The sequence below is a fragment of the Microbulbifer maximicatervae (SeqCode) genome, from assembly GCF_052467385.1.
In genome coordinates, this window is record NZ_CP174311.1 from 2,671,686 (window position 1) to 2,695,000 (window position 23,315).

At 49.9% G+C, this 23,315-nt stretch carries 19 protein-coding genes; 3 read left to right on the forward strand and 16 right to left on the reverse strand.

The annotated features are described in order from the left end of the window. Positions 1-236: 236 nt before the first annotated feature. From ACJJIR_RS11205 to ACJJIR_RS11215, 3 genes are all read right to left on the reverse strand, one after another. Positions 237-1,148, reverse strand: coding sequence for a right-handed parallel beta-helix repeat-containing protein (locus ACJJIR_RS11205; protein ID WP_444905381.1), 912 nt, complete (start codon positions 1,146-1,148; stop codon positions 237-239). Positions 1,149-1,415: 267 nt separating this feature from the next. Next, positions 1,416-2,018 (reverse strand): nitroreductase family protein, encoded by a 603-nt coding sequence (locus ACJJIR_RS11210; RefSeq protein ID WP_444905382.1) that lies wholly within the window; start codon positions 2,016-2,018, stop codon positions 1,416-1,418. A gap of 118 nt (positions 2,019-2,136) precedes the next feature. Next, complete coding sequence (locus tag ACJJIR_RS11215) at positions 2,137-3,042, reverse strand: LysR family transcriptional regulator (protein WP_444905383.1); 906 nt, start codon at positions 3,040-3,042, stop codon at positions 2,137-2,139. Positions 3,043-3,145: 103 nt separating this feature from the next. Here ACJJIR_RS11215 and ACJJIR_RS11220 point away from each other — a divergent pair, with 103 nt between their 5' ends. Then, the gene (locus ACJJIR_RS11220; RefSeq protein WP_444905384.1) at positions 3,146-4,087 is read left to right on the forward strand and encodes a DMT family transporter; all 942 of its coding nucleotides are present in this window, start codon (positions 3,146-3,148) and stop codon (positions 4,085-4,087) included. 49 nt (positions 4,088-4,136) lie between these two features. On the opposite strand, the gene ACJJIR_RS11225 is transcribed toward ACJJIR_RS11220, so the two are convergent. From ACJJIR_RS11225 to ACJJIR_RS11260, 8 genes are all read right to left on the reverse strand, one after another. Continuing rightward, positions 4,137-4,382, reverse strand: coding sequence for a DUF2164 domain-containing protein (locus tag ACJJIR_RS11225; protein WP_444905385.1), 246 nt, complete (start codon positions 4,380-4,382; stop codon positions 4,137-4,139). A 144-nt stretch (positions 4,383-4,526) separates the two neighbouring features. Further along, complete coding sequence (locus ACJJIR_RS11230) at positions 4,527-6,080, reverse strand: alkaline phosphatase D family protein (protein ID WP_444905386.1); 1,554 nt, start codon at positions 6,078-6,080, stop codon at positions 4,527-4,529. 383 nt (positions 6,081-6,463) lie between these two features. Continuing rightward, on the reverse strand, positions 6,464-9,103 hold the full coding sequence (locus ACJJIR_RS11235; RefSeq protein ID WP_444905387.1) for a TonB-dependent receptor: 2,640 nt from the start codon (positions 9,101-9,103) through the stop codon (positions 6,464-6,466). Between the two features lie 625 nt (positions 9,104-9,728). After that, on the reverse strand, positions 9,729-10,907 hold the full coding sequence (prpF, locus tag ACJJIR_RS11240; RefSeq protein ID WP_444905388.1) for a 2-methylaconitate cis-trans isomerase PrpF: 1,179 nt from the start codon (positions 10,905-10,907) through the stop codon (positions 9,729-9,731). A gap of 3 nt (positions 10,908-10,910) precedes the next feature. Next, a complete protein-coding gene (gene acnD / locus ACJJIR_RS11245; RefSeq protein ID WP_444905389.1) occupies positions 10,911-13,508 on the reverse strand; it encodes a Fe/S-dependent 2-methylisocitrate dehydratase AcnD in 2,598 nt (865 codons plus the stop codon). A 126-nt stretch (positions 13,509-13,634) separates the two neighbouring features. Further along, the gene (prpC, locus tag ACJJIR_RS11250) at positions 13,635-14,762 is read right to left on the reverse strand and encodes a bifunctional 2-methylcitrate synthase/citrate synthase (protein WP_444905390.1); all 1,128 of its coding nucleotides are present in this window, start codon (positions 14,760-14,762) and stop codon (positions 13,635-13,637) included. A 110-nt stretch (positions 14,763-14,872) separates the two neighbouring features. Continuing rightward, the gene (prpB, locus tag ACJJIR_RS11255) at positions 14,873-15,751 is read right to left on the reverse strand and encodes a methylisocitrate lyase (RefSeq protein WP_444905391.1); all 879 of its coding nucleotides are present in this window, start codon (positions 15,749-15,751) and stop codon (positions 14,873-14,875) included. A 3-nt stretch (positions 15,752-15,754) separates the two neighbouring features. Next, positions 15,755-16,435, reverse strand: coding sequence for a GntR family transcriptional regulator (locus ACJJIR_RS11260; RefSeq protein ID WP_282932633.1), 681 nt, complete (start codon positions 16,433-16,435; stop codon positions 15,755-15,757). A gap of 312 nt (positions 16,436-16,747) precedes the next feature. On the opposite strand from ACJJIR_RS11260, the gene ACJJIR_RS11265 reads away from it, so the two are divergent. Next, positions 16,748-17,272 (forward strand): DUF2062 domain-containing protein, encoded by a 525-nt coding sequence (locus tag ACJJIR_RS11265; RefSeq protein ID WP_413665638.1) that lies wholly within the window; start codon positions 16,748-16,750, stop codon positions 17,270-17,272. On the opposite strand, the gene ACJJIR_RS11270 is transcribed toward ACJJIR_RS11265, so the two are convergent. The 5 genes from ACJJIR_RS11270 to ACJJIR_RS11290 all read right to left on the reverse strand — a co-directional run bounded on the left by ACJJIR_RS11270 (position 17,269) and on the right by ACJJIR_RS11290 (position 22,684). Continuing rightward, complete coding sequence (locus tag ACJJIR_RS11270; protein WP_444905392.1) at positions 17,269-17,640, reverse strand: hypothetical protein; 372 nt, start codon at positions 17,638-17,640, stop codon at positions 17,269-17,271. The genes ACJJIR_RS11265 and ACJJIR_RS11270 overlap by 4 nt on opposite strands. Positions 17,641-17,690: 50 nt before the next feature. Next, positions 17,691-18,950 carry a lipoprotein-releasing ABC transporter permease subunit gene (locus ACJJIR_RS11275; protein WP_444905393.1) on the reverse strand — a complete coding sequence of 420 codons (1,260 nt, stop codon included), beginning with the start codon at positions 18,948-18,950 and terminating at the stop codon, positions 17,691-17,693. Then, a complete protein-coding gene (lolD, locus tag ACJJIR_RS11280; protein ID WP_282932629.1) occupies positions 18,943-19,695 on the reverse strand; it encodes a lipoprotein-releasing ABC transporter ATP-binding protein LolD in 753 nt (250 codons plus the stop codon). The genes ACJJIR_RS11275 and lolD overlap by 8 nt, the downstream gene beginning before the upstream one ends. Before the next feature lie 61 nt (positions 19,696-19,756). Then, the gene (locus ACJJIR_RS11285; protein WP_444905394.1) at positions 19,757-20,998 is read right to left on the reverse strand and encodes a lipoprotein-releasing ABC transporter permease subunit; all 1,242 of its coding nucleotides are present in this window, start codon (positions 20,996-20,998) and stop codon (positions 19,757-19,759) included. Positions 20,999-21,049: 51 nt separating this feature from the next. Next, a complete protein-coding gene (locus ACJJIR_RS11290) occupies positions 21,050-22,684 on the reverse strand; it encodes an alpha/beta hydrolase (protein ID WP_444905395.1) in 1,635 nt (544 codons plus the stop codon). Between the two features lie 264 nt (positions 22,685-22,948). Here ACJJIR_RS11290 and ACJJIR_RS11295 point away from each other — a divergent pair, with 264 nt between their 5' ends. Continuing rightward, entirely contained in the window at positions 22,949-23,245 is a 297-nt protein-coding gene (locus tag ACJJIR_RS11295) for a hypothetical protein (RefSeq protein WP_444905396.1), read from the forward strand. The last annotated feature ends 70 nt before the right edge of the window (positions 23,246-23,315 follow it).

Below are 23,315 nucleotides of genomic sequence, written 5' to 3' on the forward strand. Positions count from 1 at the left end.
GCCATGTCGTTTCTCTCACAGAACATAGCCCTTAGTGTCACCCTATCGGCAATCGAGTGTCAGCATTGGCGTGGAACATCGTAGTTCGGGCTCAATTTTAGTAACTCCACCAACTTACCCAAAATAGGGAAGACGCGAATACACAGCACACCTTAAATGCAGTATATCTTTCCGGCTTCTCCAGCAGTAACACTCACTCGCTTACTACTTTCCCCAGATTAAAAACCCCTCCGATCTTAATCCAAACAGGCAGGTTCAGCTGTTACATGAGTATTGGCAATCCAAGTATTACTTCCACTGCAAGTTGGATCGGTAGGATCACGTAAATCAAATGCAGAATTATCAAGCGATGTATTCCCTACCACCACATTATTCTCATTATTGAATCCAGCGATATTGATACCGGCTGTATCAGGCGAGCCATTTGTCCCATTTTCCATGACTATATTTTGTATTATAGAAGTACTTGATACATCCACATTGAGTTCAATCCCATTACTCGCACTGCCGGTAACAAAGTTCTGAATAACTGTTGTGTTACTTTCATTAATATCAATTCCGTTATCACCATCAGTACTACCGACAACAGTATTTAGCTGAACCAGTGTAAACACACCATTTACCGTAATTCCCTGATCGCCGGCTGATTCAATATAATTATTGATAATTTGGTTTCGATCGCCTCTAACATCTATACCATCATCATTGCCAGTATCAATAATTTGATTCCCAACAATATTATTGGAGTCACTATCAATAACAATTCCCTCTCGTGGAGAATTTAAGATCATAATTCCATCTATGGTATGAAATCCATCTCCCTCCAGGTTTAAACCATCTGGGCAGTCGGTTATCGTCCCACCATAAACAGCACCAGATAATCCATTAACCAAAATTCCAGCAATACCTTCTAGATTTGGGTTATCACAAATAATTTCCCCGCCCTCTGCCATCGTAAGGCTTCCACCGGGTCCTGTTACTGTTACCGCATAGGGATTCGCCAGGCTCAGTTCACAATTCAGCGTTTCCGACAGGGTTTCAGCTGTTGTTATTACATCGCCACAATCAACAGCCATAACTAGTGGTGATGAGAATAAAGTAGCACTTGTGACGAAAGCTGTGACTAACTTGTGGTAACAGGTGTTCATGGCAGGTCCCTCTCATTGATATAAGAAAATTGTAGGCATAAGCCACACTTCACGTTTCCAATATCAATGAAAAGAACTCATTCTGAGCCTAAGGGAGCTTTCATTATATTGCTCTATCTCATATCTATTATTTGAAGTAGGCAAACATAACGAAACTTTGATAACGTCAGCAAATAGACACTGTAATTGCCTTTACAATTTACACAATTAATCCTTGAGACTTACTAAAAGAGCCTCAATAGCGATTCACCCCTATTTCTCATCACCTTAAAAGCTATTCTCGAACAGGACGTCATTTATCGACAGCTGTCCACCACGTCCATTCGCAACTTTTGCCGCTTTTCCAATCACTATCATCATCCCGATCAAATAACCTTCGGGCAAATTGATCAGATCAGCGACTCTCTCTGGGTCAAATCCAACCATTGCGCCTGTGTCATATCCCATAGACTTTGCAGCTAACATCATGGTTTGTGCTGCCAATCCACAGCTTCGAATAGCCTCGTCCCGCTGTAGTTGCTGCTTACCCTTGTAGAATTCAGTTAGCATTGGCACTAACACATCCCGAGCCTCTTTCGGCGCATCGGCCCAGTACCGCTCCGGCCGATCGCTCCAGGCATTAATATCTGCACAAAGTATGACCAACTCAGAAGCATCTTCTACTTGCTGCTGTCCCCAGGCTGCATCTTTAAGCTGGCTACGGAGGGAAATGTCAGTGATGCGCAGGAAACGCCAGTGCTGAATATTGTAAGAAGTCGGCGACAACATGGTCGCCTGGACCAGACGGGTGAAGTCCTCGGCAGGCATCTCTGCAGTGACATCGAAATGCTTAACCGAGCGGCGGGATTCAACAGCTTTAAACAATTCCATAAGTTTCTCTCTGACTATCGTTCGTTGATTGAATGTCGATGAGAAGAAGCTTATTGGGTTTCCCTATCGCTGATAATGGGGTTCGACGGAGACTTACTGTTGACGAAAGGTTAACATTTTACTGATCCCAGTAAGGTGTATCGCCGCCAAAGTACTCTATTGCAAAGTCTATAAAGGCGCGGACTTTGGCTGGCATAAACTGCCGCTCAGGGAAAACCGCGTAGATAGACTTTGCAGGCATCTGGTACTCCTCAAATAGAGGAATTAGCTTTCCAGCCTCAATGTCTGGTCCTGCCACGAAGGTGGGCAAGCGGCCTATCCCTACACCCTGAAGAAGAGCTTCCCTCAGTGCCTCACTATTATTTACCTGGTAGTTACCCTTCACCTCGATGGTATGTAAGTGATTGTCTTTGATAAAACCCCACTCTTTCACATCCCTGGAATAAGTAAAAATCAGGCAATTATGGGCGCTCAACTGTTCCAGTTCTGTGGGCTCCCCGAATTCCTTCAAGTAGGAAGGTGACGCACAGAGTACACTTTTCAGAGGTGCAAGTTTGCGGGCAATCAGGCTGGTATCGGGAAGGTCACCTCCGCGAATAGCGATATCAAAGCCCTCCCCCACTAAATCGACAACTTTATCGTCCAGTACCATGTCGATACTAATCTCGGGGTAACGCTTCATAAATACGGGAATTAACGGAGCCAAATGCAATCTACCAAAGGACATAGGAGCATTGATCCGCAAGCGCCCCCGAGGCTCCCCCTGTAGCTGCAGAACTGCGTCTTGTGCATCTTTGGCCGATTTATAAGCAACGCGTGCGTGCTCATAAAAATGCTCCCCAGCCTCCGTCAGGCTCAACTTTCGCGTAGTTCTGTGCAAAAGCTTCACCCCAAGCTGCAGCTCCAACTGGGTAACCCGCTTGCTTACCGCTGATTTTGAGATGCCAAGTAACTTTGCCGCCGGGGAAAAGCCACCGGTTTCTGCCACAGTCACAAATATTGGAATTGCTGCAATTGTCTCCATAGGCGACTGTTTCCTTCTCCTCAACAGTGAGTGTCTATAATGCTGGATTATCAGTTTACCAGAAACGACATACACTTATCTCTCGCTAATAGAGGGAAGAAGCATGAGTGAGCTTTCCAGGGACATAACCCCATCAACTACAAGCCCCAACACCTCGCTCTGGTGGGTTCACTGCCTGATGATACTTTGTACACTACTGGTCGCAGGATCATTTCCTGTTGGGGAGTTAATCGCCGATTCACTCCCGGCGGATTCCATGATGTTGATTCGATTCTTAATTGCGGCGGGACTATTTGCACCCTTCATATTTTTAAAGCACGGGATTCAGCTTCCAGAGCCAAAAAAACTGCTGGGGTATGCACTACTCAGTATCCCATTGGTTATCTTTTTCTGGTGTATGTTTGAAGCACTCAAATACACCACCGCAGTAAATACCGGCGCTCTTTTTACAACCGTTCCGGCGATGACTGCCATCTTTACTTTGATCATCAATGGCGATCGGAGCAGCACCCGCAAAGTTATTGGCCTAACCCTTGGGACTCTGGGTGCAGCTTGGATTGTATTCAAGGGGAGTATCTCAACAGCGATGACGCTAGACCTAAACAAAGGGGATTGGATATTCACCCTAGGTGCTATATCACTCAGTTTATATAACCCGCTTATCAAGAAGGTTCACTCAGGGGAGCCTACAGAGGTCATGACTTTCTGGGTTATTCTATTTGGCGCGCTCTGGTTACTATTGCTCTCTTTTCCAAACTTGAACCAGATAGAATGGCGAAATATACCCACCGAGACTTACGGCGGGCTATTCTATTTAGCCTTATTCTCAACTTTAATTAGTTTTTTCCTGCTGCAATTCAGCACATTAAGGATCGGGGCAACCAAAGTTGCGGCGTATAGCTTCTTGAATCCGATATTTGTACTTATAGTGGCCATAGTATTGGAAATGGCAAACTTTAATATCAGCTTCATACCTGGAATAGTATTGGTTTTTGCAGCCATGCTATTTATCCAGGCAGAAAAACCTAAAAATCAATATCCTTGAACAGCTTCTAAAAGATGGAATCGTACTGCTATCAACAAGTGCTATATTTCTAGTCGACAGACTTTTCTATCTCATAAATTGCATCAGAAATATCCTCCAACTTAGAGGACACTATTACCTGAGCATCATGTAAACCCTGATTATAAAAGCCGGCCCCCATCTCCTTTGCAAGGAAATCAATAAAGAACTCCGCTTCAAAACCGCCAATTTCCAGCTCAAATTCTTTAGACAGATAACCTCTAACCTTTTCGATTAGCTCTAACTTCCGTCTTTCTTCCAACTGTATTTCAGACATACCGCCACCCCCAATAGAGAAAGTGTGCAAGTATGACACAGATGCAGCAATCCTAGCCCCAGACTTCTTACCGAACCACCATATGGTGGTATCTGAGGCGGCATCTAATATCAAAACTTTGCCGGCTATTTACTGCGACAATATTTATTCCACTATTTTAATTTTTGATGTCCCATACTCACTGATAATATCTCCGTAAGTATCAGCGCTCGGGCCATTTTTAGATCTCACGGTATCATAGAGTCGCCAGCGGCCGGTAAATTGATCACTCTCAAATTTACTAATTAAGTAACCCGCCCTATTCCCCTTACGGAACTTCATATGAGGATTTTTCTTTAGCGTAGTCTCAGTGCTCCGGTTGTCTGCAATTTCGTACCATATAGCACCACCATCTCCACGAGTGAGGGAGGGAGCCGTTATTTCAATCGCGACATTATCTCTACCTGCATTGTAATCATCAGCAAAAGGATCTAAAGCTAGCCCTGAGGCCATTGCTTTATGTAATCCCCCGGATAAAACCACAATATTATCTTCAAGCTCACTAAACAGATTCAACAACCATTTATGGGATTGGGGGTATCCTCTCCAGGCGCTCGGTGAATAATTATTCCACCATTCAAAAACCGGCGCTCCAGAACAGACAATTCGCCAACGCGCATTAGACTGCTTTATAGTCTGCTCAAACCAAGCAGCCTGTTCCTGACCAATAATACTCCGGCCAATGTAATCAAGCTCTGCAAATATAGGTTGGCGCTTCTCAAGGTTATCTGGCATATCATTGATTGGCTCATCCCGATCATAGAAGCACATGTCCAGGAAAAAGATATCGGCCATATCACCATAAGGTATAGAGCGCCATACGCGCCGCGGTGCAATGTAACGGATTGGCATCCAAAGGAAAAAAGTTTCCATAGCAGCCTCCATCACTTCCTCGAAGTCTGCCCCATTGATTTCCGGGCCTTCTCTCCAGACACCATTTCTCAGGTCGCCATCATCCCAAATCACCATCCAGGTGTGCATTTGATGAGCTTGCTGTAGAAATGTATCCCTTCTGATTTCAGAATATCTTGCTCGGTAACTCTCCCGATCAAACTTAAAGTCAGAGTGCTCAAACTTACGGTAGTCACCAGAATTTGAGGATGCATAGGAGTAATCCCCGAGGTGGATAACGGCATCTATATTCTGTTCCCGCTCCACCATATCTCGGTAACCCACAAACTCTCCATGCTCAAAGTGTGAGCAGGAAGTGACCACAAACTTAAGAAAAGGAGCTTCCTCACCAGAGGCTGGAGCTAGCTTTATACGACCTACAGAAGAGACCTGATCCCTGTACTTAAATCGATAGACATAATCTCTACCATAATTTAACTCTGTAACATCCAGCTTAACCGTAAAATCTTTTGACTCATCCGTTTGTAGATACCCGGATGAAACAACCTGACTAAATGCCTCATCTAGTGCCACTTCCCAATAGACAAGGGGGAAAACCTCCTCAGTGGTTACCCTTGTCCAAATAATAACCGAATTGGCTGTTGGGTCTCCGGAGGCTACGCCATGTATAAAGTGGCTGGAGGTACTGGCGAGTCCATCATATTCATACTCGGGTATATCGCTACTGGCCCTCAGTGATGGGGCCATAGCACTAACGGTTAACAACCCACCCCATTTTAAAAGCGTTCGTCTATCAAATTTGTTCATTGTAAGCAGCCTTGCCTTTGCAACGGTATAAATGTTGACGCGCAAGTGAAGCAAACGGTGATGACAAACAGGTTAAAGCTAGACTCCCTTTAAAACGCGAGCCCCTATTTCATCGGAAATCTAAAATACCCATGTAAGTATTTACACTCACAGTTGCCTCCAAATAGCTTACAACGCATATTTTGGGGTAATTTCAGCAACAGATTATTTATTGCTCTAGATAGCTCACAATATTATTTTTTTCAAAACAGCTGAATTAATTACATCATTAGATCTGCGACATCATGTCGATAGTATATTGATCAGTGAGAGGTTCATTAAGCAATAAAAAAGCCGGACTGCATAATACAGTCCGGCTTTTATCATACTCGCTTAGTAACTACTTAGAAGTTGTAGTTAAAGCGCACACCGTAGCTCATTGGGGTAGAGAATGGACCAGATACCAGGCCATCACTTCCATCTGCATAGTACGGAACAACTTCGTCAGTCAGGTTGTTGCCAAAGGCTTCAACATTCCACTGATCGTCCGGGCTTACATACTTCACGGAAGCATTTACCATCCAGAAAGAATCACGGCTGTCATCAAAAGCAGAAGTATCACCAGTGGGGAAATCGTGCTTGTCAACATTCCAGTAGGTCAGGTAAGACTCATCTTCCCAGTGAATACCGACAAATGGAATGATCGCTCCACCGTGGGCTAACTCAAAGGTGTGGTCATAATTGATAGTAAAGCTGAACTCAGGTGATGCAGGCAGCTCATTTCCTTTCAGGTTGCGATAGAGTTCTTCATTGCTGTTATCGTGAGCTGCGCCCCAGTCATCAATCTCAAACAAAGACTGGTTGTTAAAGTTCCAGCGGTTCCAGAAATCAGAGGTAATTTCTGTTTTCATCCAAGTGGCGAAACCACTAATTCGGCCATTTGGATATGGAGCCCAGTCAAACTCAAACTCCATTCCCATTATTTCGGCTCTGGCGGCATTTTTTGTGAGATAAATTACGGCAGGCTCTGTCGTAACTTCTCCCGTCAAATTGCCTTCATCATCAACCTCTTTAACATAAAAAGTATACGCAGTATCCGGCGCAGCCAGCTGCATATCTTTATACTTGGAGAAGAAGAAAGTATTGGCAAGGTTCAAGCGACCATCCAGGAAAGTCCCTTTGGCACCAAGCTCCAAAGTGACCACAGTCTCTTCATCGTAGTTGGTATCAAAAGTTGCAGCTACAACACGGTTGCCATCATCATCATAGATGTAGTCGGCAGTATCAGGGTCCTGCTCATACTGAGTAATTACATCGCCTAGACCGCCAGATTTAAAGCCGGATGCAACGTAAGAGTACAGCATCACATCATCTGTCAGATCGTAATCAAGACCAATACGGAAATCCGCATTTTCCCAATCGTCACTAACATCATTGTAAGTGTCTACGGAATAGATTGAATCATCAGCAAAGTAACCGGTAGACAATTCATTAAAGAGCGCCTGACTGTATGCGGGGAAACAACCGTACTCGCCAGTTGCATCAGTATCAAGTGACCAATCACGTGTACAGCTTAAGTTATTGCCGCCCTCATCACTTTTCTCATCATATGTATAGCGGCCACCAAGTGTCAGGTGCAGAGTATCGGTGAGGCTATAAGTTGCCTGGGCAAATGCCCCCAGTGCATCAACATTTCTCTCTGGCTGACGCCAGAAAACGGCATTATCCAGCGAAGCCAAGAAGTAACCATTGAGGTCATTGGACTCATGGAAGTAGAAGAGACCGGTGATCCATTGAAGCGGAGCATCATCAGTAGATTGGAGCTGAAGCTCATGGGAATATGAAACATTCTCTGCATCTGTGATGCTCATGCTCATATCCCAAGTATTGCGGCCGGCGTCAACATCGATCAGGTTACTGCGGTTTTGTACCGCATAGCCAGTGTTGTACACAAACGCCATGCTGTCGCTAAAGTCCCAGCGGAAGTTGGATCGGAATGAAGTCATCGTAAGGTCAAGTTCACCAGGAACATTAACCGCTACCGTATATTGATCGGCTCCAGAACCGTAGTAGGTTTCGCAGTTTACGCCATCATCGCGCTCATCAGCTTTATCACAGTCAATGGTATTAATACCACCGGCACTGCTGTCCTGATAATGCTCAGCAACGGCATACCAGGAAATATCTTCGGTTGGTTCCCACAAGGCGCCAATACGTACTGCCTGCTGGTCAACATTCCCGTAGAAATCATCAGCATCAGCCCTTACCAGGGATACATCCTCAGATGCCCACCAGTTTCCGTTTTGGGTGAAAGTGCGATCTGCATCGTCAGAAAGAGTAGTCGCCCCGAGACTATCTGCACTAACATAACGGTTGTCATATTGGTTAGCGTCGTAGTAACCAGTCAGATAGGAATCCCGAGTCTCATCCAAAAAGGATGCGCGAAGAGCAAAGGTGTCAGAAACCGGAATATTAATAACACCCTTGACCAATTCTTGATTCCAGCGGCCAAGTTCAACACCTACGGAACCTTCAAACTCATCGATTACCGGTCGCTTTGAGATAACATTGATCGCGCCTACCGTAGAGTTTCGTCCATAAAGGGTACCCTGAGGCCCTCGCATGGCTTCAACCCTTTCAGAGTCAAACATCATTGCCATAGCAGACTGGGGGCGTGAAGAGTAAATACCATCGAAGTGTAGGCCTACTGCCGGATCGCCAAGTTCACTGGTATTGGTGGAGCGCACGCCGCGCATAGAAATTACTGGTGAAGACTGGGAGGCATCGTAGCCAATATCCACATTGGGGATAGTGTTGCCCAGATCTTTTACATTCTTAATACCCTGGCGATCGAGCTCTTCTTGCGTAAATGCACTGATCGCTACGGGGGTGTCCATCAAATTGGTTTCGCGCTTGGTTGCGGTAACCGTTACTTCTTCCAGCGCCCAATCGTCTTCCTGTTGGCTATCTTCCTGAGCCCAAGCCGACACTACCGCGACATTTGCCATTGCAATTGCAAAGGTAAGTGGTTTTTTAATTCTCATTGATGTCTCTCCAATCTGCTGCAAAAGGAAAGCCACATTTATTTTTTAATGAATGGCCATCCCATAGGGCCGTCGGCAGTACGGCGGCTAGGCTAAAATCTCAAAAAGAAGGGACGTAAGAAACTCAGATACGATAGAGCGGATCGCGACTAGGACAAAGAGGACTAGTTCACAATTTGTTGTCACTAGCTGCGACCAGCAAGTCAAGTAAGTACTGAAACCGTAGGATTCATACACCAGCTTTCTACGAATGTTGGGAGTTTTTTAGAGTCTATCTGCTTGCTCACCCAACGCCTCGCATCCCAACAGCAGGCCTTAAATATACGTGCGCTGAGCAATAAAGACTATATCTAAACAGACCTGGATGTGACTATTAAGGCAAGCCCTGTCTCACAATGATAAAAACACAGCTTTTTTCTCAGATAAAAACCTACCGGAAAACACAGGAAAACCGGAAGAAAAGTTATTGTCAGGATTACTGAGATTAATATTCGCCTATTAATTTAAATATATACGGAATATTAAATTTTATTGGAGTAAAAATTTAAAACCGATTCCTAATTATTTTTACAGTAGGAAAATAAAAAGGGGCCAAAAGGCCCCCTGTAAAGAAATCACCAAAGTCCTAAAAGCTATCGCCAGGTATTCGCACCCAACCTTCCATTAGGATTCGAGCGCTACGACTCATAATAGCCTTGGTAGCAGTCCACTGACCATCGACCTCTTTGGCTTCAGCACCCACACGCAAGGTACCCGATGGGTGGCCGAAGCAAACAGAGCTGCGCTCACCCCCGCCAGCTGCAAGGTTAACCAAAGTGCCCGGGATCGCTGCAGCGGTGCCAATGGCTACTGCTGCCGTGCCCATCATGGCGTGGTGCAACTTGCCCATAGATAAGGCACGCACGAGGAGATCAACCTCAGAAGATGCCACTGCCTTGCCACTGGATGCAGTGTAATCCTGCGGTTTAGCGACAAAAGCAACCTTAGGGGTATGGTGGCGATTGGCAGCTTCTTCAATGTTAGGAACCAATCCCATCTTTACCGCACCGTGAACGCGAATGCTCTCAAACATCGCCAGTGCTTTGCTGTCACCATTAATGGCATCCTGCAATTCAGTGCCGGTGTAGCCAATATCTTCTGCATTGACGAAAATTGTCGGAATGCCAGCATTGATCATGGTGGCCTTGAGCACACCTACATCGGGCACTTCCAGATCATCGACCAGGTTACCGGTAGGAAACATGGTACCCTCACCGTCGGCAGGGTCCATAAATTCCACTTCCACTTCAGCCGCCGGAAAAGTCACTCCGTCCAGCTCAAAGTCCCCGGTTTCCTGAACTTCACCATTGGTCATAGGTACATGGGCAACAATGGTCTTGCCAATATTGGCCTGCCAGATGCGCACGGTGCAGATGCCATTTTCTGGCACTCTGGCGGGCTCTACAAAACCGCTATTGATGGCAAAGGCACCCACGGCGGCAGTGAGATTGCCGCAGTTACCACTCCAATCAACAAACGGCTTATCGATGGAAACCTGACCAAACAGGTAGTTCACATCGTGATCGGCTTTATCGCTGGGCGATAAAATTACCGTTTTGCTGGTGCTTGAAGTAGCGCCACCCATACCGTCGGTTTGCTTACCGTAGGGGTCTGGACTACCAATCACGCGCAGCAGCAAGTTGTCACGGGCCTGCCCCGGCACTTGTGCAACTTCAGGCAGATCTTGTAAGCGGAAGAAAACACCCTTGCTGGTTCCCCCGCGCATATAAGTCGCGGGGATTTTTACTTGAGGAGCAAACTTCATAACTCAGGCCGTCGCTTCTGCTTCGAGGAAGTCTTTAGCAAAGCGCTGCAAAACACCTCCAGCCTCATAAATGGAAACTTCTTCTGCGGTATCCAGGCGACAGGTAACAGGAGCCTCAATCGTCTCACCATTAGCGCGGTGGATAAGCAAGGTCAGCGTAGCATGCGGAGTACGCTCACCGATTACGTTGAAACTCTCGGTACCGTCGATACCCAGGCTTTCACGAGTAGTGCCCGGCTTAAACTCCAACGGCAATACACCCATACCGATCAGGTTGGTGCGATGAATTCGCTCGAAGCCTTCGGCCACAATCGCTTCCACGCCGGCAAGGCGCACACCTTTCGCAGCCCAGTCACGGGAAGAGCCCTGCCCATAATCGGCACCCGCAATGATAATCAGCGGCTGCTTACGATCCATGTAGGTCTCGATGGCTTCCCACATACGGGTAACCTGCCCTTCCGGCTCGACACGAGCCAGAGAGCCCTGGCGGATCTCGCCGTTATCATCGCGCACCATTTCGTTGAGTAACTTCGGATTGGCGAAAGTTGCACGCTGGGCAGTGAGGTGGTCGCCACGGTGAGTCGCGTAGGAGTTAAAGTCCTCCTCAGGCAGCCCCATTTTCGCCAGATATTCACCGGCAGCACTGCTGGCCAAAATCGCATTGGACGGAGACAAGTGGTCGGTGGTGATATTGTCACCCAGCACCGCCAGCGGGCGCATGCCCTTCAAGCTGCGCTCGCCTGCCAGGGCACCTTCCCAATAAGGTGGGCGGCGGATATAGGTGCTCATCGGGCGCCAGTCGTAGAGTGCGTGGCCCTGCTCTTCTGCGGCATCCCGCTCTTCGAACATGGGAATATACACATCACGGAACTGCTGTGGCTTCACGCTCTGACGTACGATCGCATCGATCTCTTCATCGCTGGGCCAGATATCTTTCAGGGTAATCGGGTTGCCTTCCCCATCGTATCCCAGCGCATCTTTTTCGATATCGAAACGGATGGTACCGGCAATAGCGTAGGCAACGACCAGTGGCGGTGAAGCCAGGAAAGCCTGCTTGGCATAGGGGTGGATACGACCGTCGAAGTTGCGGTTTCCGGACAGGACTGCAGTAGCATACAGATCGCGATCAATCACTTCCTGCTGGATTTTCGGGTCCAGGGCACCGCTCATGCCATTACAGGTGGTGCAGGCGAAAGCCACTACGCCGAAGCCCATCTGCTCAAGATCCGGAAGCAGGTCGGCCTCTTCCAGATACATTTTTACCGTTTTGGAACCCGGTGCCAGGGAGGACTTGACCCAGGGCTTGCGGGTCAGGCCGAGCTTGTTCGCATTGCGGGCAATCAGGCCTGCGGCAATCATATTGCGCGGGTTGCTGGTATTGGTGCAGCTGGTAATCGCGGCAATAATCACAGCACCATCGGGCATCTCACCGGCTTTCTCTTCCCAGGCTTTAGCGATACCGCGATTAGCTAGTTCCGAAGCCGGCAGAAGCGCGTGGGGGTTGGAGGGGCCAGCAAGGTTACGACCCACTGTGTCCAGATCGAACTTCAGAACGCGCTCGTATTCGGCATCCTTCAAGGTATCGGACCAGAGGCCAGTTTCCTTGGCAAACTTCTCTACCAGGGCTACCTGCTCATCATCACGGCCGGTGAGTTTGAGATAGTCGATGGTTTGCTCATCGATAGAGAACATGGCCGCAGTAGCGCCATACTCTGGAGTCATATTGGAAATAGTGGCGCGATCGCCCAGGGTCAGGTTGGAAGCCCCCTCACCGTAAAACTCCAGGTAGGCTCCAACCACGCGCTCGCGGCGCAGGAATTCAGTGAGAGCCAATACCAAGTCGGTACCAGTAATACCCGGCTGCAACTTTCCGGTGAGCTCCACTCCAACAATATGCGGCAGACGCATATAAGAGGCGCGGCCAAGCATCACGCTCTCAGCTTCCAGGCCGCCAACACCCACAGAAATCACACCCAGAGCGTCTACCATCGGCGTGTGGCTGTCGGTACCGACACAGGTATCCGGGAAGGCCACGCCCTCGCGCACCTGCACCACCGGAGACATTTTCTCCAGATTGATCTGGTGCATGATGCCGTTACCGGGGGGAATCACATCGACGTTTTCAAATGCGGTTTTGGTCCAGTTGATAAAGTGGAAGCGATCTTCGTTACGACGCTCCTCTACCGCACGATTTTTTTCAAAAGCATCCTTCTCAAATCCGGGGTGCTCTACCGCGAGGGAGTGATCCACAATCAACTGGGTGGGAACAACTGGATTTACCTTGGCGGGATCACCGCCTTTATCGGCAATGGCATCGCGCAGACCGGCCAGGTCTACCAGCGCGGTTTGGCCGAGGATGTCGTGGCACACCACTCGGGCTGGAAACCAAGGGAAGTCCAACTCGCGCTTGCGCTCAATAATCTGTTTCAGGGAGTCGGTCAGTTTTGCCGGTTCGCAGCGACGCACCAGGTTTTCCGCCAGAATACGTGAGGTATACGGCAGTTTGGCATAGGCTCCGGGCTGGATCGCGTCAACAGCGGCTCGGGTATCGAAATAATCGAGGTCTGTACCGGGCAGTGATTTGCGGTAATCAGTATTCATAGCAGGTAAATCAGTCGAATCTTTTTTTAAAATCGTGTCTCTTCTGAGGGTGGCTCCAGGCCACTCACCAAAGGCAACCTGGAGCCGGCACACCGGGTGTGCCTCATTTCAAAAGTGAAATGAAAATTAACCGCGCTCAGCGATTGGAGTTACTGTACGGGGCTCAACACCTACGTACTCTGCACTCGGGCGAATAATGCGGTTATCAGCGCGTTGCTCGAATACATGTGCAGCCCAGCCGGTAACGCGGGACATTACAAAAATCGGGGTAAACAATTTTGTGGGAATACCCATAAAGTGATACGCGGAAGCGTGGAAGAAGTCTGCATTACAGAACAATTTTTTCTCGCGCCACATCACTTCTTCACAGCGAACAGATACCGGGTACAGCACGGTATCACCGACATCTTCAGCCAACTTTTCAGACCAGCCTTTGATAATCTCATTGCGCGGGTCGGACTCGCGGTAAATAGCGTGGCCGAAGCCCATAATCTTCTCTTTGCGCTCCAGCATACCCAGCAGTTCTTTCTCTGCTTCGTCTGGATTGGAGAAACGCTCGATCAGTTCCATTGCCGCTTCGTTGGCACCACCATGCAGAGGACCACGCAGAGTGCCGATAGCACCGGTGATGCAGCTGAACAGATCGGACAAAGTGGAGGCACAAACGCGAGCGGTAAAAGTAGATGCGTTAAATTCGTGCTCTGCATACAGAATCAGGGAAACATTCATGACCTGCTCGTGCAGTTCATTGGGCTTCTCATCGCGCAACATATGCAGGAAGTGGCCGCCAATGCTGTCGTCATCGGTTTCAGTTTCGATGCGCACATTGTCGTGGGTGAAACGGTACCAATAGCAGATTATGGAGGGGAATGCGGCCAGCAGGCGATTGGCTTTATCCAACTGCTGGGCGAAGGATTCTTCACCTTCCAGGTTACCCAACATGGAACAACCGGTGCGCATTACATCCATAGGATGGGCATCAGCCGGAATGCGCTCAAGCACTTCTTTTAATGCCTGCGGCAGGCCACGCTTGGCTTTCAGCAGCGCCTTGTATTCCGCCAGCTCTCCCTCAGTGGGTAATTCCCCATAGAAAATCAGGTAGGCAACTTCTTCAAACTCACAGTGCTGGGCCAGATCTTTAATATCATAACCACGGTAAGTCAGGCCGGAACCGGATTTGCCCACTGTAGAAAGTGCAGTTTTACCTGCTACCTGGCCGCGCAGACCAGCACCGCCCAATGCTTTCTCTACCATCTTCTTATTTCCCCTGTTGTATACACATTTGCTGTGTTCATCCAATTGAAAGCGCAGCGCCCGGCTTTCGCACCGGGCAGCTTGGGAGCCTCTGAATAACTCCGTAATGCCTACTTATTGAAAAGTTCGTCCAGCTTCTGCTCAAACTCGTGATAATTCAGGTAATCGTACAGCTCCTCACGAGTCTGCATGGTGTCGACAACCGCTTGCTGATCGCCATTTTGCAGGATACTGGTATAAACATTTTCCGCCGCGCGGTTCATCGCACGGAACGCCGACAGTGGATACAGTACGATATCTGCGCCCGCTTCGCCCAAATCTTTGGCGTTATACAGCTTGGTTTTACCAAACTCGGTGATATTCGCCAAAATCGGCACATTTAGCGCGTCCTTAAAGGCACGATAGTGCTCAAGTTCAGTAACCGCTTCCGCGAAAATGCCGTCGGCGCCAGCCTCAATACAAGCCTGGGCGCGTTCAATAGCCGCATCGAGCCCTTCCTGTGCAAAGGCATCGGTGCGAGCCATTACAAAGAAATCGTCATCAGTACGAGCATCTACCGCCGCTTTGATACGGTCGACCATCTCCTGCTTGGAAACAATCTCTTTATTCGGGCGATGGCCACAGCGCTTCTGCGCTACCTGATCTTCAATGTGTACCGCAGCGGCACCAGCGCGGATCATCTCTTTAACGGTGCGGGAAATGTTGAAAGCGCCGCCCCAACCAGTATCAATATCCACTAAAAGCGGTAACTCACTGGCAGCAGTTATACGGCGCACATCCTCCAGTACATTATCGAGACTGGTCATACCCAAGTCCGGCAGACCGTAGGAGGCGTTGGCAACACCGGCGCCAGACAGGTAAATCGCCTTGTGACCAATACGTTCGGCCATAATGGCGGAATAGGCGTTGATGGTACCAACCACTTGCAGCGGTTGATTCTCGGCGAGTGCAGCGCGGAAACGCGCGCCAGCAGAAGGCTTTTGGCTCATGCTCTACCTCAGTTTCTTTTCAATGTTTATTCTCGAGGCGCGGATATGCCGGCGCATTAACAGCTCCGCCAGCTCACCATCCCCGGCCTCAATGGCCTCAATAATATGGTTGTGTTCGCGGAAAGCCCGCTGGGCCCGGGGACTGGCCATCCCCAATTGGTAGCGATACATACGAACACGGTAATAAAGTCGATTGCACAGAGTATCGATCAGAAGATCATTCTTTGATGCCTGCACGATACGGAAATGAAAATCAAAATCCCCTTCCGGCTGGAAGTACGCCTTACCGGCCTGCAGCTCTTCCTGCTGCTCATGGTGATAGAGCATTTGGCGCAGCTCGACCAAGTCTTCCTCGGTGCGCTGTTCCGCTGCCAGACGGCAAGCCATACCCTCAAGGGCTTCGCGAACCTCATAGAGTTCCAGTAAGCCGCGCTCACTTAACTCTACAACCCGGGCTCCGACATTGACCTTGCGTTCCAGCAGCCCCAAAGACTCCAGGCGCATCACGGCTTCGCGCAAACTCCCGCGACTGGCATTAAAGCGGCGCGCCAGTTCCGGCTCGCTAATTTTGCTGCCAGAGGCAATTTGCCCCTCCACAATTTCAGCGCGTAAAGTCAGAAATAAGCGTTCAGCAAGGCTTTGGCGCTCCTCTGAAGCTGAACCGGCAGTACCAACTACAGTCATGCAAGACCTGGATTGTCGACAATCTTAATGGGGCATGACATTAAATCACCAGCATTCTCTCGTCAACTGCAGGCATCCCCGATTAAACATTAAGGATTGTTGACAATAGGGCAAAATAGGTGACTTTCAACAGAGCAGTAGTCTTGCCATGTTTAAGTGGGCATAATAGCGCCCGCGCCAGATGAGCCTGTTCGACTAACGCGAGCGCTCTATGCTTTATTTGGGGCTTAGGGAAAATCCCACAGATAGAATATCCAGGCCTCGGAACAGCGCTTGTTTTAGGCTGCCACCACCCAGGTTACAGACAGAGTTATGCCGAAGAGTATTATCAGGCGATGGCTGCCAAGCCCCGAAGAAGTTAGAGCCAACAATGGCCTCAAATTTCTGGGGACTCTTCTCCACGACCCCAACCTTTTTCATTTGAACCGACACTCAGTCTCGGTCGCATTTGCGGTTGGCGTATTTACCAGCTTCCTCCCTTTGCCAGGGCAAATGGTTATTGCCGCCCTGCTCGCACTTTGGCTGCGCTGCAATCTACCTTTGTCGATGATTCTTGTATGGATCAGTAACCCGATCACCATGCCGGCTATTTTCTTTAGCACTTACAAGCTCGGCGCCTGGGTTCTGGGGGCGCCACCGGTGGATTTCAGCATCGAACTGTCGTGGGAATGGTTGACCAGTGAAGTCGGGAAGATCTGGCTGCCACTATTTACCGGCTCTCTGATTGCCGGGGCATTCTTTGCGACAGTGGCCTATTTTGCCATGCGTGCCCTCTGGCGCTGGCACGTTGTGAAAAGATGGAAATTGCGAATCCAAAGGCGATCAGCGGTCAGTTAATTTTTCCCGCTGTAAACCCTCTGCAGGCACCAACAGGCAAAAGCCCCTGAGACAATTGCCAGCAATGCCTGCAGGTAATACTCGGTAAGAGCACCTAGCACCAAAGCTACAATAGCTCCAACAAATAAAGCCTTGCGGGCCACCTTAATTTTGGCAGTAGCCGCAGCCAACGCGGCCGCCCACACCACCATAAACGCTGAAAGTACCGCTCCCAGTGAAACAATCCAAATGGGCCAGATCTCCCACCCCCCTGCGTAGCAAACAGAACCACTACGCATATCAGGCGGACAAAAAACCCTTAGGTACCACCCATCCAGCATCAATGTAAAACAGGCAACCAGCACCCAAGCCAAAATTGCGGCGGGCACCGGCAGATATCTTCTAAAAATTGACACCCTACCCAAAAGCCCGGCCCGACTTACTCATTGCGCAAGGCCGCTGCCGGCTGAACCCGACTGGCCTTAAAGGCCGGATACAAAGTTGCCAGCAGGCTAAGCAGAAAGCCCGCCGCCACAACCAGTGCCACATCTCCCCACACCAACTGGGACGGCAAATAATCCACGGGATAGACATCAGACTTCAGGAACTGGATGCCGAGCATTGACTCCAGCCCCGCTACCAATTTGGTCACTGTCAGCGAGCCTAACACCCCCAACGCACCGCCAACCACAGCCCCCACAAGCCCGACCAGCGCCCCCTGACTTACAAAAGTCAGCAAAATCTGTCGGGTACTGGCACCCATAGTACGGAGGATGGCGATATCGGTATGCTTATCGATAACCACCATCACCAAAGTGGAAACCACATTAAAAGCGGCAATCGCAATAATAAGGAAAACCAGTAACCCCACCAGGTTGCGGGACATCTGAATAGCCTGGTAGAGGTTGCCGTGGGTTCGGCTCCAATCAGTGCCGTAGAAATTGCCCCGAGGCAGGTCTTGCAGAAGACGCCGCATAATCCAGTTGGCCTCGAGCATTTCATTGACCCGCAACTGGATCCCTGCCCCACCGCTACCTCCAGCCAGATTCCTGGCCTGCTGCCAGGCAACCAGGGCGAGAGATTGATCCAATACAGTGCCAGAGTGAAAAACCTGCGCCACTTTAAATCCAGCAACCCTGGCTGCCTTGCGTGCACCGGTGGCACTATCGTTATTTGGTACAATCAGGGAAAGGTAATCACCCGCCTCAACCCCCAACTTCTCAGCGAGCCCTTTACCCAGAACCACACCCGGTTCAGATGGGTCCAGCAAGGCATCGAAGGATGAGGATTCAAGGAAGTCCCCGATATTGGAGACTTCGGTAATTGTCTCCGGGTTGACCCCCTGCACCAACAGCGGCGTCACTTCAGCCCCACGCCTGGCAAGCGCATTGACCTGCCACACTTCTGCCGCGGAGAGAACCGCAGGGTCGGAAACCAATTGTTGGCGCAACTGGGCCCAATCCACATCAGGGCTCCCGTTGTAAATAGTGACATGGGGCATGATTCCCAGGATTCGCTCGCGCAACTCCCGGTCAAAACCATTCATCACCGACATCACCACAATCATCAAGGCGACACCGAGGATCAAACCAATCATCGATAAACCGGAAATGAATGAGACCAAACCGGCCGAATCGTCATTTCTGCGCTGGGCACCGGCATAGCGAAGCCCAATATAGGCGGGAAGAGGCTTAAACATGATCACCCTGGTGCCAGTCAGCAGTCAGCCGCCCATCGATCAGATGTAGGCAGCGATCCAAGGCTGCCGCCAGATCCGGGTCATGGGTAACAATCACAAAGCTAATTCCCATCTCCTGATTCAAGCGATCCATCAACTTATGGATCTCTGCCGCCGTAGCCCGATCCAGATTGCCGGTAGGTTCATCCATCAAAACACAGGCGGGCCTTGTCACCAGCGCCCGGGCAATAGCCACCCGTTGCCGTTCACCGCCAGAAAGCTGTGATGGCTTGTGCCCCATGCGCTCACCCAGGCCTACCGCTGTGAGCATCGCCTCGGCCTCTTTGCGGGCTTCGGCAACGGAACGTTTGCCTATCAGTAATGGCATGGCGACATTTTCCAGGGCGGAAAACTCGTTAAGCAAATGGTGAAACTGGTATACAAAACCGAGACTGCTATTTCTCAACCAGCCCCGCTCATTGGCGTTGAGTTCAGCGAGATTCTTACCCGCAACCCAGACCTCACCGGAACTTGGGGTATCGAGACCACCAAGCAAGTTGAGCAGTGTCGACTTACCAGAGCCGGAAGCGCCGACGATGGCCAATTTCTCGCCCCGCTTTACCTCGAGCTCAACACCACTCAGAACCTCCAGGTCTCGGCCTCCCTGGCGATAATGTTTGCGCAATTGCCGACAAGCCAAAACAGCACCATCCGGGGCCGGAGCTGGCTGCGCTTTTTCCGTATCTATTTCCACTCGACTGTTCATCAAATTATTCGCTGTCTCTCAACATCTATAAATCACACCAAAACAGGCCGACTTATATAAATTATTCGTAACGCAAAGCTTCCGCCGGCTCAATCTGTGCCGCTCGCCAGGCAGGAAATATCGTTGCCAGCAGGCTCATACAAATTGCCGCCGTTAACACCACCACTGCATCGCCGACACGGAATTCAGAAGGCAGGTAACTAACAAAGAAAACACGGGGATCAAATATCTTGGCGCCTACTACCGACTCAATCCAGCTCACCATTTCAGTCAGGTTCATCGCTATCACGATGCCTAAAACAGCACCGGCAAAAGCGCCGATAATGCCAATGGCACTGCCCTGAATCACAAATACCGCCATAATCTGACGGGACGTAAGCCCCAATGTTCGCAACACCGCTATATCGGAACGCTTGTCCGCAACCATCAATACTAGTGCTGAGACAATATTGAATGCGGCCACGGCGACAATGATCATCAGCATCAACGTGACAACGGTCTTTTCCATTTTAACTGCCTGGAAAAGACTTCCCTGGGAATCCCCCCAATCTTCACCCTGAAAACCCTCACCCAGCTCATTTGCATAAACAGAAACAAGCCCCAGCGCATTGTCCATATCGTCAAAGCGCAACTGCAGCCCCTGGACCTTACCCGTCATCCGGGTCAGGCGCGCAGCATCTTCAATATTGATCAGCGCGAGATTCTGATCCACCTGCGCACCCACAGAGAAAACACCGGCAACCGTGAAACGCTTTGTTCTGGGGAATATACCAGCGGGGGTCACGCTGACTTCTGGCAGGGTCAGTATTACCGAATCTCCGGGAATCACATTGAGCTGATGGGCAAGGATTCGCCCCAGAACCACCCCGTAGCTGCGGGGCTCGAGCAAATCCAGGTTACCCATCACCATATGCTCACCGACGGTAGACACCTTGCGCAGCGCTTGCGGTTCCACACCTTGGAACTGGGCACCGTGACTGCTGCCATGAGCACTCAAAAGGGCGTAGCCATTCACAAAAGGGCTGGTCGCTTCGACATGTGGCTGAGTTTCCAACTGCCGTGCAGGTGTCTCCCAGTCCACAAGACCGCCTTCCCGCTGGACAAAGCCGTGAGGTACAACACTTAGTATTCGGGTTTTAAGCTCACGATCGAAGCCGTTCATAACAGAAGCGACAACAATCAACGCAAAAACACCAAGGGCCATTCCCAGTAGAGAAAAGCCATTGATAAAGGAAATAAACTGCTGCCTGCGGCGGGCAGCCACGTAGCGCAGACCAATAAATAGGGGAACAGGTTTTAACATAGGGTCGATTTAAACGGAAAAACGTCAGGAAATCCAAAGATTTAGGCAAGTTTACCGAACGTTGTAAGTCTTGAGCTGGGCCTTCAGGCGCTTCAACGCCTCCTCATCCCACTCCTCTGGTTCTGTAAGGGCGAGCCACGCTAAGGTGTATCCCCACGGGGTATACCGATGACCAAAAGATAACGGAGCGAGCCCTACATTTAAGTCTGCCAGCAGCTGCAAGCCAGTGACCAGTGGATACCACTGGAGATCCGGCGATACATCAGGCCCTCTGGGATGGTTCAACCAGTCAGGCCTTTCCAGTGCCCAGCGCACACTAAAGAAGACAATCGGGTCACTGGCGTGCTGCAAAAATGCAATCCTGAACTCACCCCATGGCTCACGACCAATATAGCCTCCGTACTGATTACCAAAGCGCACCACCTCCCCCCCTTTGAACTCTGGCAGCCAGGCGGGAGTGCCCGGATCTCGATTTCTGACAATCCGGCTCCACATGCCTACACCGAGGGGCGGCCCAGCCCAAAGGGCTCCATCAATCGGGTCATCGATAATGTCATAGAAGTCGAAGGAGTCTTCGGAAAGTTGAGCGCCAAGACTGAGGCCAAACAAGTAAACTCGGGGCCGCTCATCTTCTGGCAACTCAGCCCAATAATCATAAATGACCTTAAACAGTGCTCGCGCCGACTCGAGCCCCTCAGAATCATCCGCCATCAGCGCTATCGGGCTGGATAAATAGGAATACTGCGCCGCAACAGTGGCGGTATTACCTCGATACAAAAACTCTAAAGAATTTACAGCACCGGGATCAACCCAGCCGGCGCCGGTTGGAGTTGCCACCAATAAGATCTCACGCCTGAATGCACCAACCCTCTTTAATTCCTCCAGCGCCAACTGAGCGCGCTTCATAGGCGTCGAAGCACTATCAAGCCCAACGAAAACCCTAATAGGCTGTACTGCAGAACCAGCTACCTCTCTTATCTCCTCCACTGTCGGCCCCAGCGTTAAGAACCGGCGCCCCTGATTGCCAATGTCATCCCACTTGATCAGCGAATTGGCGCCGCCAGGAAGGTTGGGGTCGGCCGGTGGAGAAATACTTTTTGCATAAGAATTATCTAACCGCTGATAGGTCGATGAAATTACATGCAATCCTGCTTTTAACAGCACACCATTAAAAACAGCCCAGTAAAGAAGCACAGCCGCTAATACACCCACAAGCATCGCCACTCGCTCGGGCACATGCTGCTCTACATAGCAGGCCACCAGGAGGACTATTCGCTGAAACCCTTTTCCCAGGCACCACAAAACCAGGAACATGAGTAGTGCGGTCATAGCTACAGTAATCGGTCCTACGGACCCCACCTGCTCCATGCTCATAAGAGCACGGATCGAGTTCTGCCACTTCACTCCCTGCCAAAGAGATAAAAGGATAACCAAGAGACATACAGCCAATACGCTCCGATCAAATAAGCGCCTCTGCCATGGAGAAACCGCCAGATTTGGAATACCCAGGTATTTCCAGAGCCAACTAAGAAAGACGCCGAAAGCATAGCCAACAAAGAACGCAACGCCGGCCAATATTCCTTGCATAAAGTCACTGCGAGGAACAAGGGAGGGGGTAAGGGAAAGCGCAAAGCAGATGGAGCCGATCAGAAGGCCGAGAATTGAAAAGGTTTTAACCAGCCTCATTCTTGTCCGCTCGACAAGCCAAGCATAACTAATAGCCTAGCATAGGCGCCTATACAGCCAGCCAAGCCGCCTTCTGTTAAATCGCATCAAAATTCGAAGAAGTAGCGCTGCAAGAATTTAGCCGTCAACTCATGGCACCTAACATTCCAAAGAGGCGCATTTATTTCTATTCTTGGCGTGAAAACGTGAAGAAGAACAGGAGCATTGGCGGAAATTCTGTTTTAATGGGACGGCTAATGGAACATCTACACCGGAGAACAAAAAATGTTCAGCAGACTCTGCAGCGGATTGAATTGTCTCGCTGGCTCAATGGCACTACTTCTTACTTTTGGCGCCCAGGCGACAACCATTGAAGTACCCGTAGGCACCCAGGGTGGGGAGCTCACCATTGAAGAAGTCCGTGGGCTTAAAAAACATGATGTGACCTCACGCCTGGGAGAACCCCTTGGTATTGAGGGGCCAATTGGCGAACCCGCTATCACGCGCTGGGAATACGGCGAGTTCTACGTTTTCTTTGAACAGGACACCGTCCTACACACAGTGAAAAAACCCAGCGGCTGATCTAGCACATCCTGGCAGGCGCTCAACTGAAGCTGCCTGCCTCACCCAAAGTGAAGCACCCCACTCTAGC

Coding starts and splice junctions, on each gene's coding strand:
- ACJJIR_RS11275 (WP_444905393.1), bottom strand. CDS start 18,950: ATGTTTAAGCCTCTTCCCGCCTATATTGGGCTTCGCTATGCCGGTGCC.
- ACJJIR_RS11230 (WP_444905386.1), bottom strand. CDS start 6,080: ATGAACAAATTTGATAGACGAACGCTTTTAAAATGGGGTGGGTTGTTA.
- ACJJIR_RS11295 (WP_444905396.1), top strand. CDS start 22,949: ATGTTCAGCAGACTCTGCAGCGGATTGAATTGTCTCGCTGGCTCAATG.
- ACJJIR_RS11290 (WP_444905395.1), bottom strand. CDS start 22,684: ATGAGGCTGGTTAAAACCTTTTCAATTCTCGGCCTTCTGATCGGCTCC.
- ACJJIR_RS11220 (WP_444905384.1), top strand. CDS start 3,146: ATGAGTGAGCTTTCCAGGGACATAACCCCATCAACTACAAGCCCCAAC.
- prpC (WP_444905390.1), bottom strand. CDS start 14,762: ATGGTAGAGAAAGCATTGGGCGGTGCTGGTCTGCGCGGCCAGGTAGCA.
- ACJJIR_RS11205 (WP_444905381.1), bottom strand. CDS start 1,148: ATGAACACCTGTTACCACAAGTTAGTCACAGCTTTCGTCACAAGTGCT.
- ACJJIR_RS11285 (WP_444905394.1), bottom strand. CDS start 20,998: ATGTTAAAACCTGTTCCCCTATTTATTGGTCTGCGCTACGTGGCTGCC.
- ACJJIR_RS11260 (WP_282932633.1), bottom strand. CDS start 16,435: ATGACTGTAGTTGGTACTGCCGGTTCAGCTTCAGAGGAGCGCCAAAGC.
- ACJJIR_RS11235 (WP_444905387.1), bottom strand. CDS start 9,103: ATGAGAATTAAAAAACCACTTACCTTTGCAATTGCAATGGCAAATGTC.
- ACJJIR_RS11265 (WP_413665638.1), top strand. CDS start 16,748: ATGCCGAAGAGTATTATCAGGCGATGGCTGCCAAGCCCCGAAGAAGTT.
- ACJJIR_RS11215 (WP_444905383.1), bottom strand. CDS start 3,042: ATGGAGACAATTGCAGCAATTCCAATATTTGTGACTGTGGCAGAAACC.
- acnD (WP_444905389.1), bottom strand. CDS start 13,508: ATGAATACTGATTACCGCAAATCACTGCCCGGTACAGACCTCGATTAT.
- ACJJIR_RS11210 (WP_444905382.1), bottom strand. CDS start 2,018: ATGGAATTGTTTAAAGCTGTTGAATCCCGCCGCTCGGTTAAGCATTTC.
- lolD (WP_282932629.1), bottom strand. CDS start 19,695: ATGAACAGTCGAGTGGAAATAGATACGGAAAAAGCGCAGCCAGCTCCG.
- prpF (WP_444905388.1), bottom strand. CDS start 10,907: ATGAAGTTTGCTCCTCAAGTAAAAATCCCCGCGACTTATATGCGCGGG.
- prpB (WP_444905391.1), bottom strand. CDS start 15,751: ATGAGCCAAAAGCCTTCTGCTGGCGCGCGTTTCCGCGCTGCACTCGCC.
- ACJJIR_RS11225 (WP_444905385.1), bottom strand. CDS start 4,382: ATGTCTGAAATACAGTTGGAAGAAAGACGGAAGTTAGAGCTAATCGAA.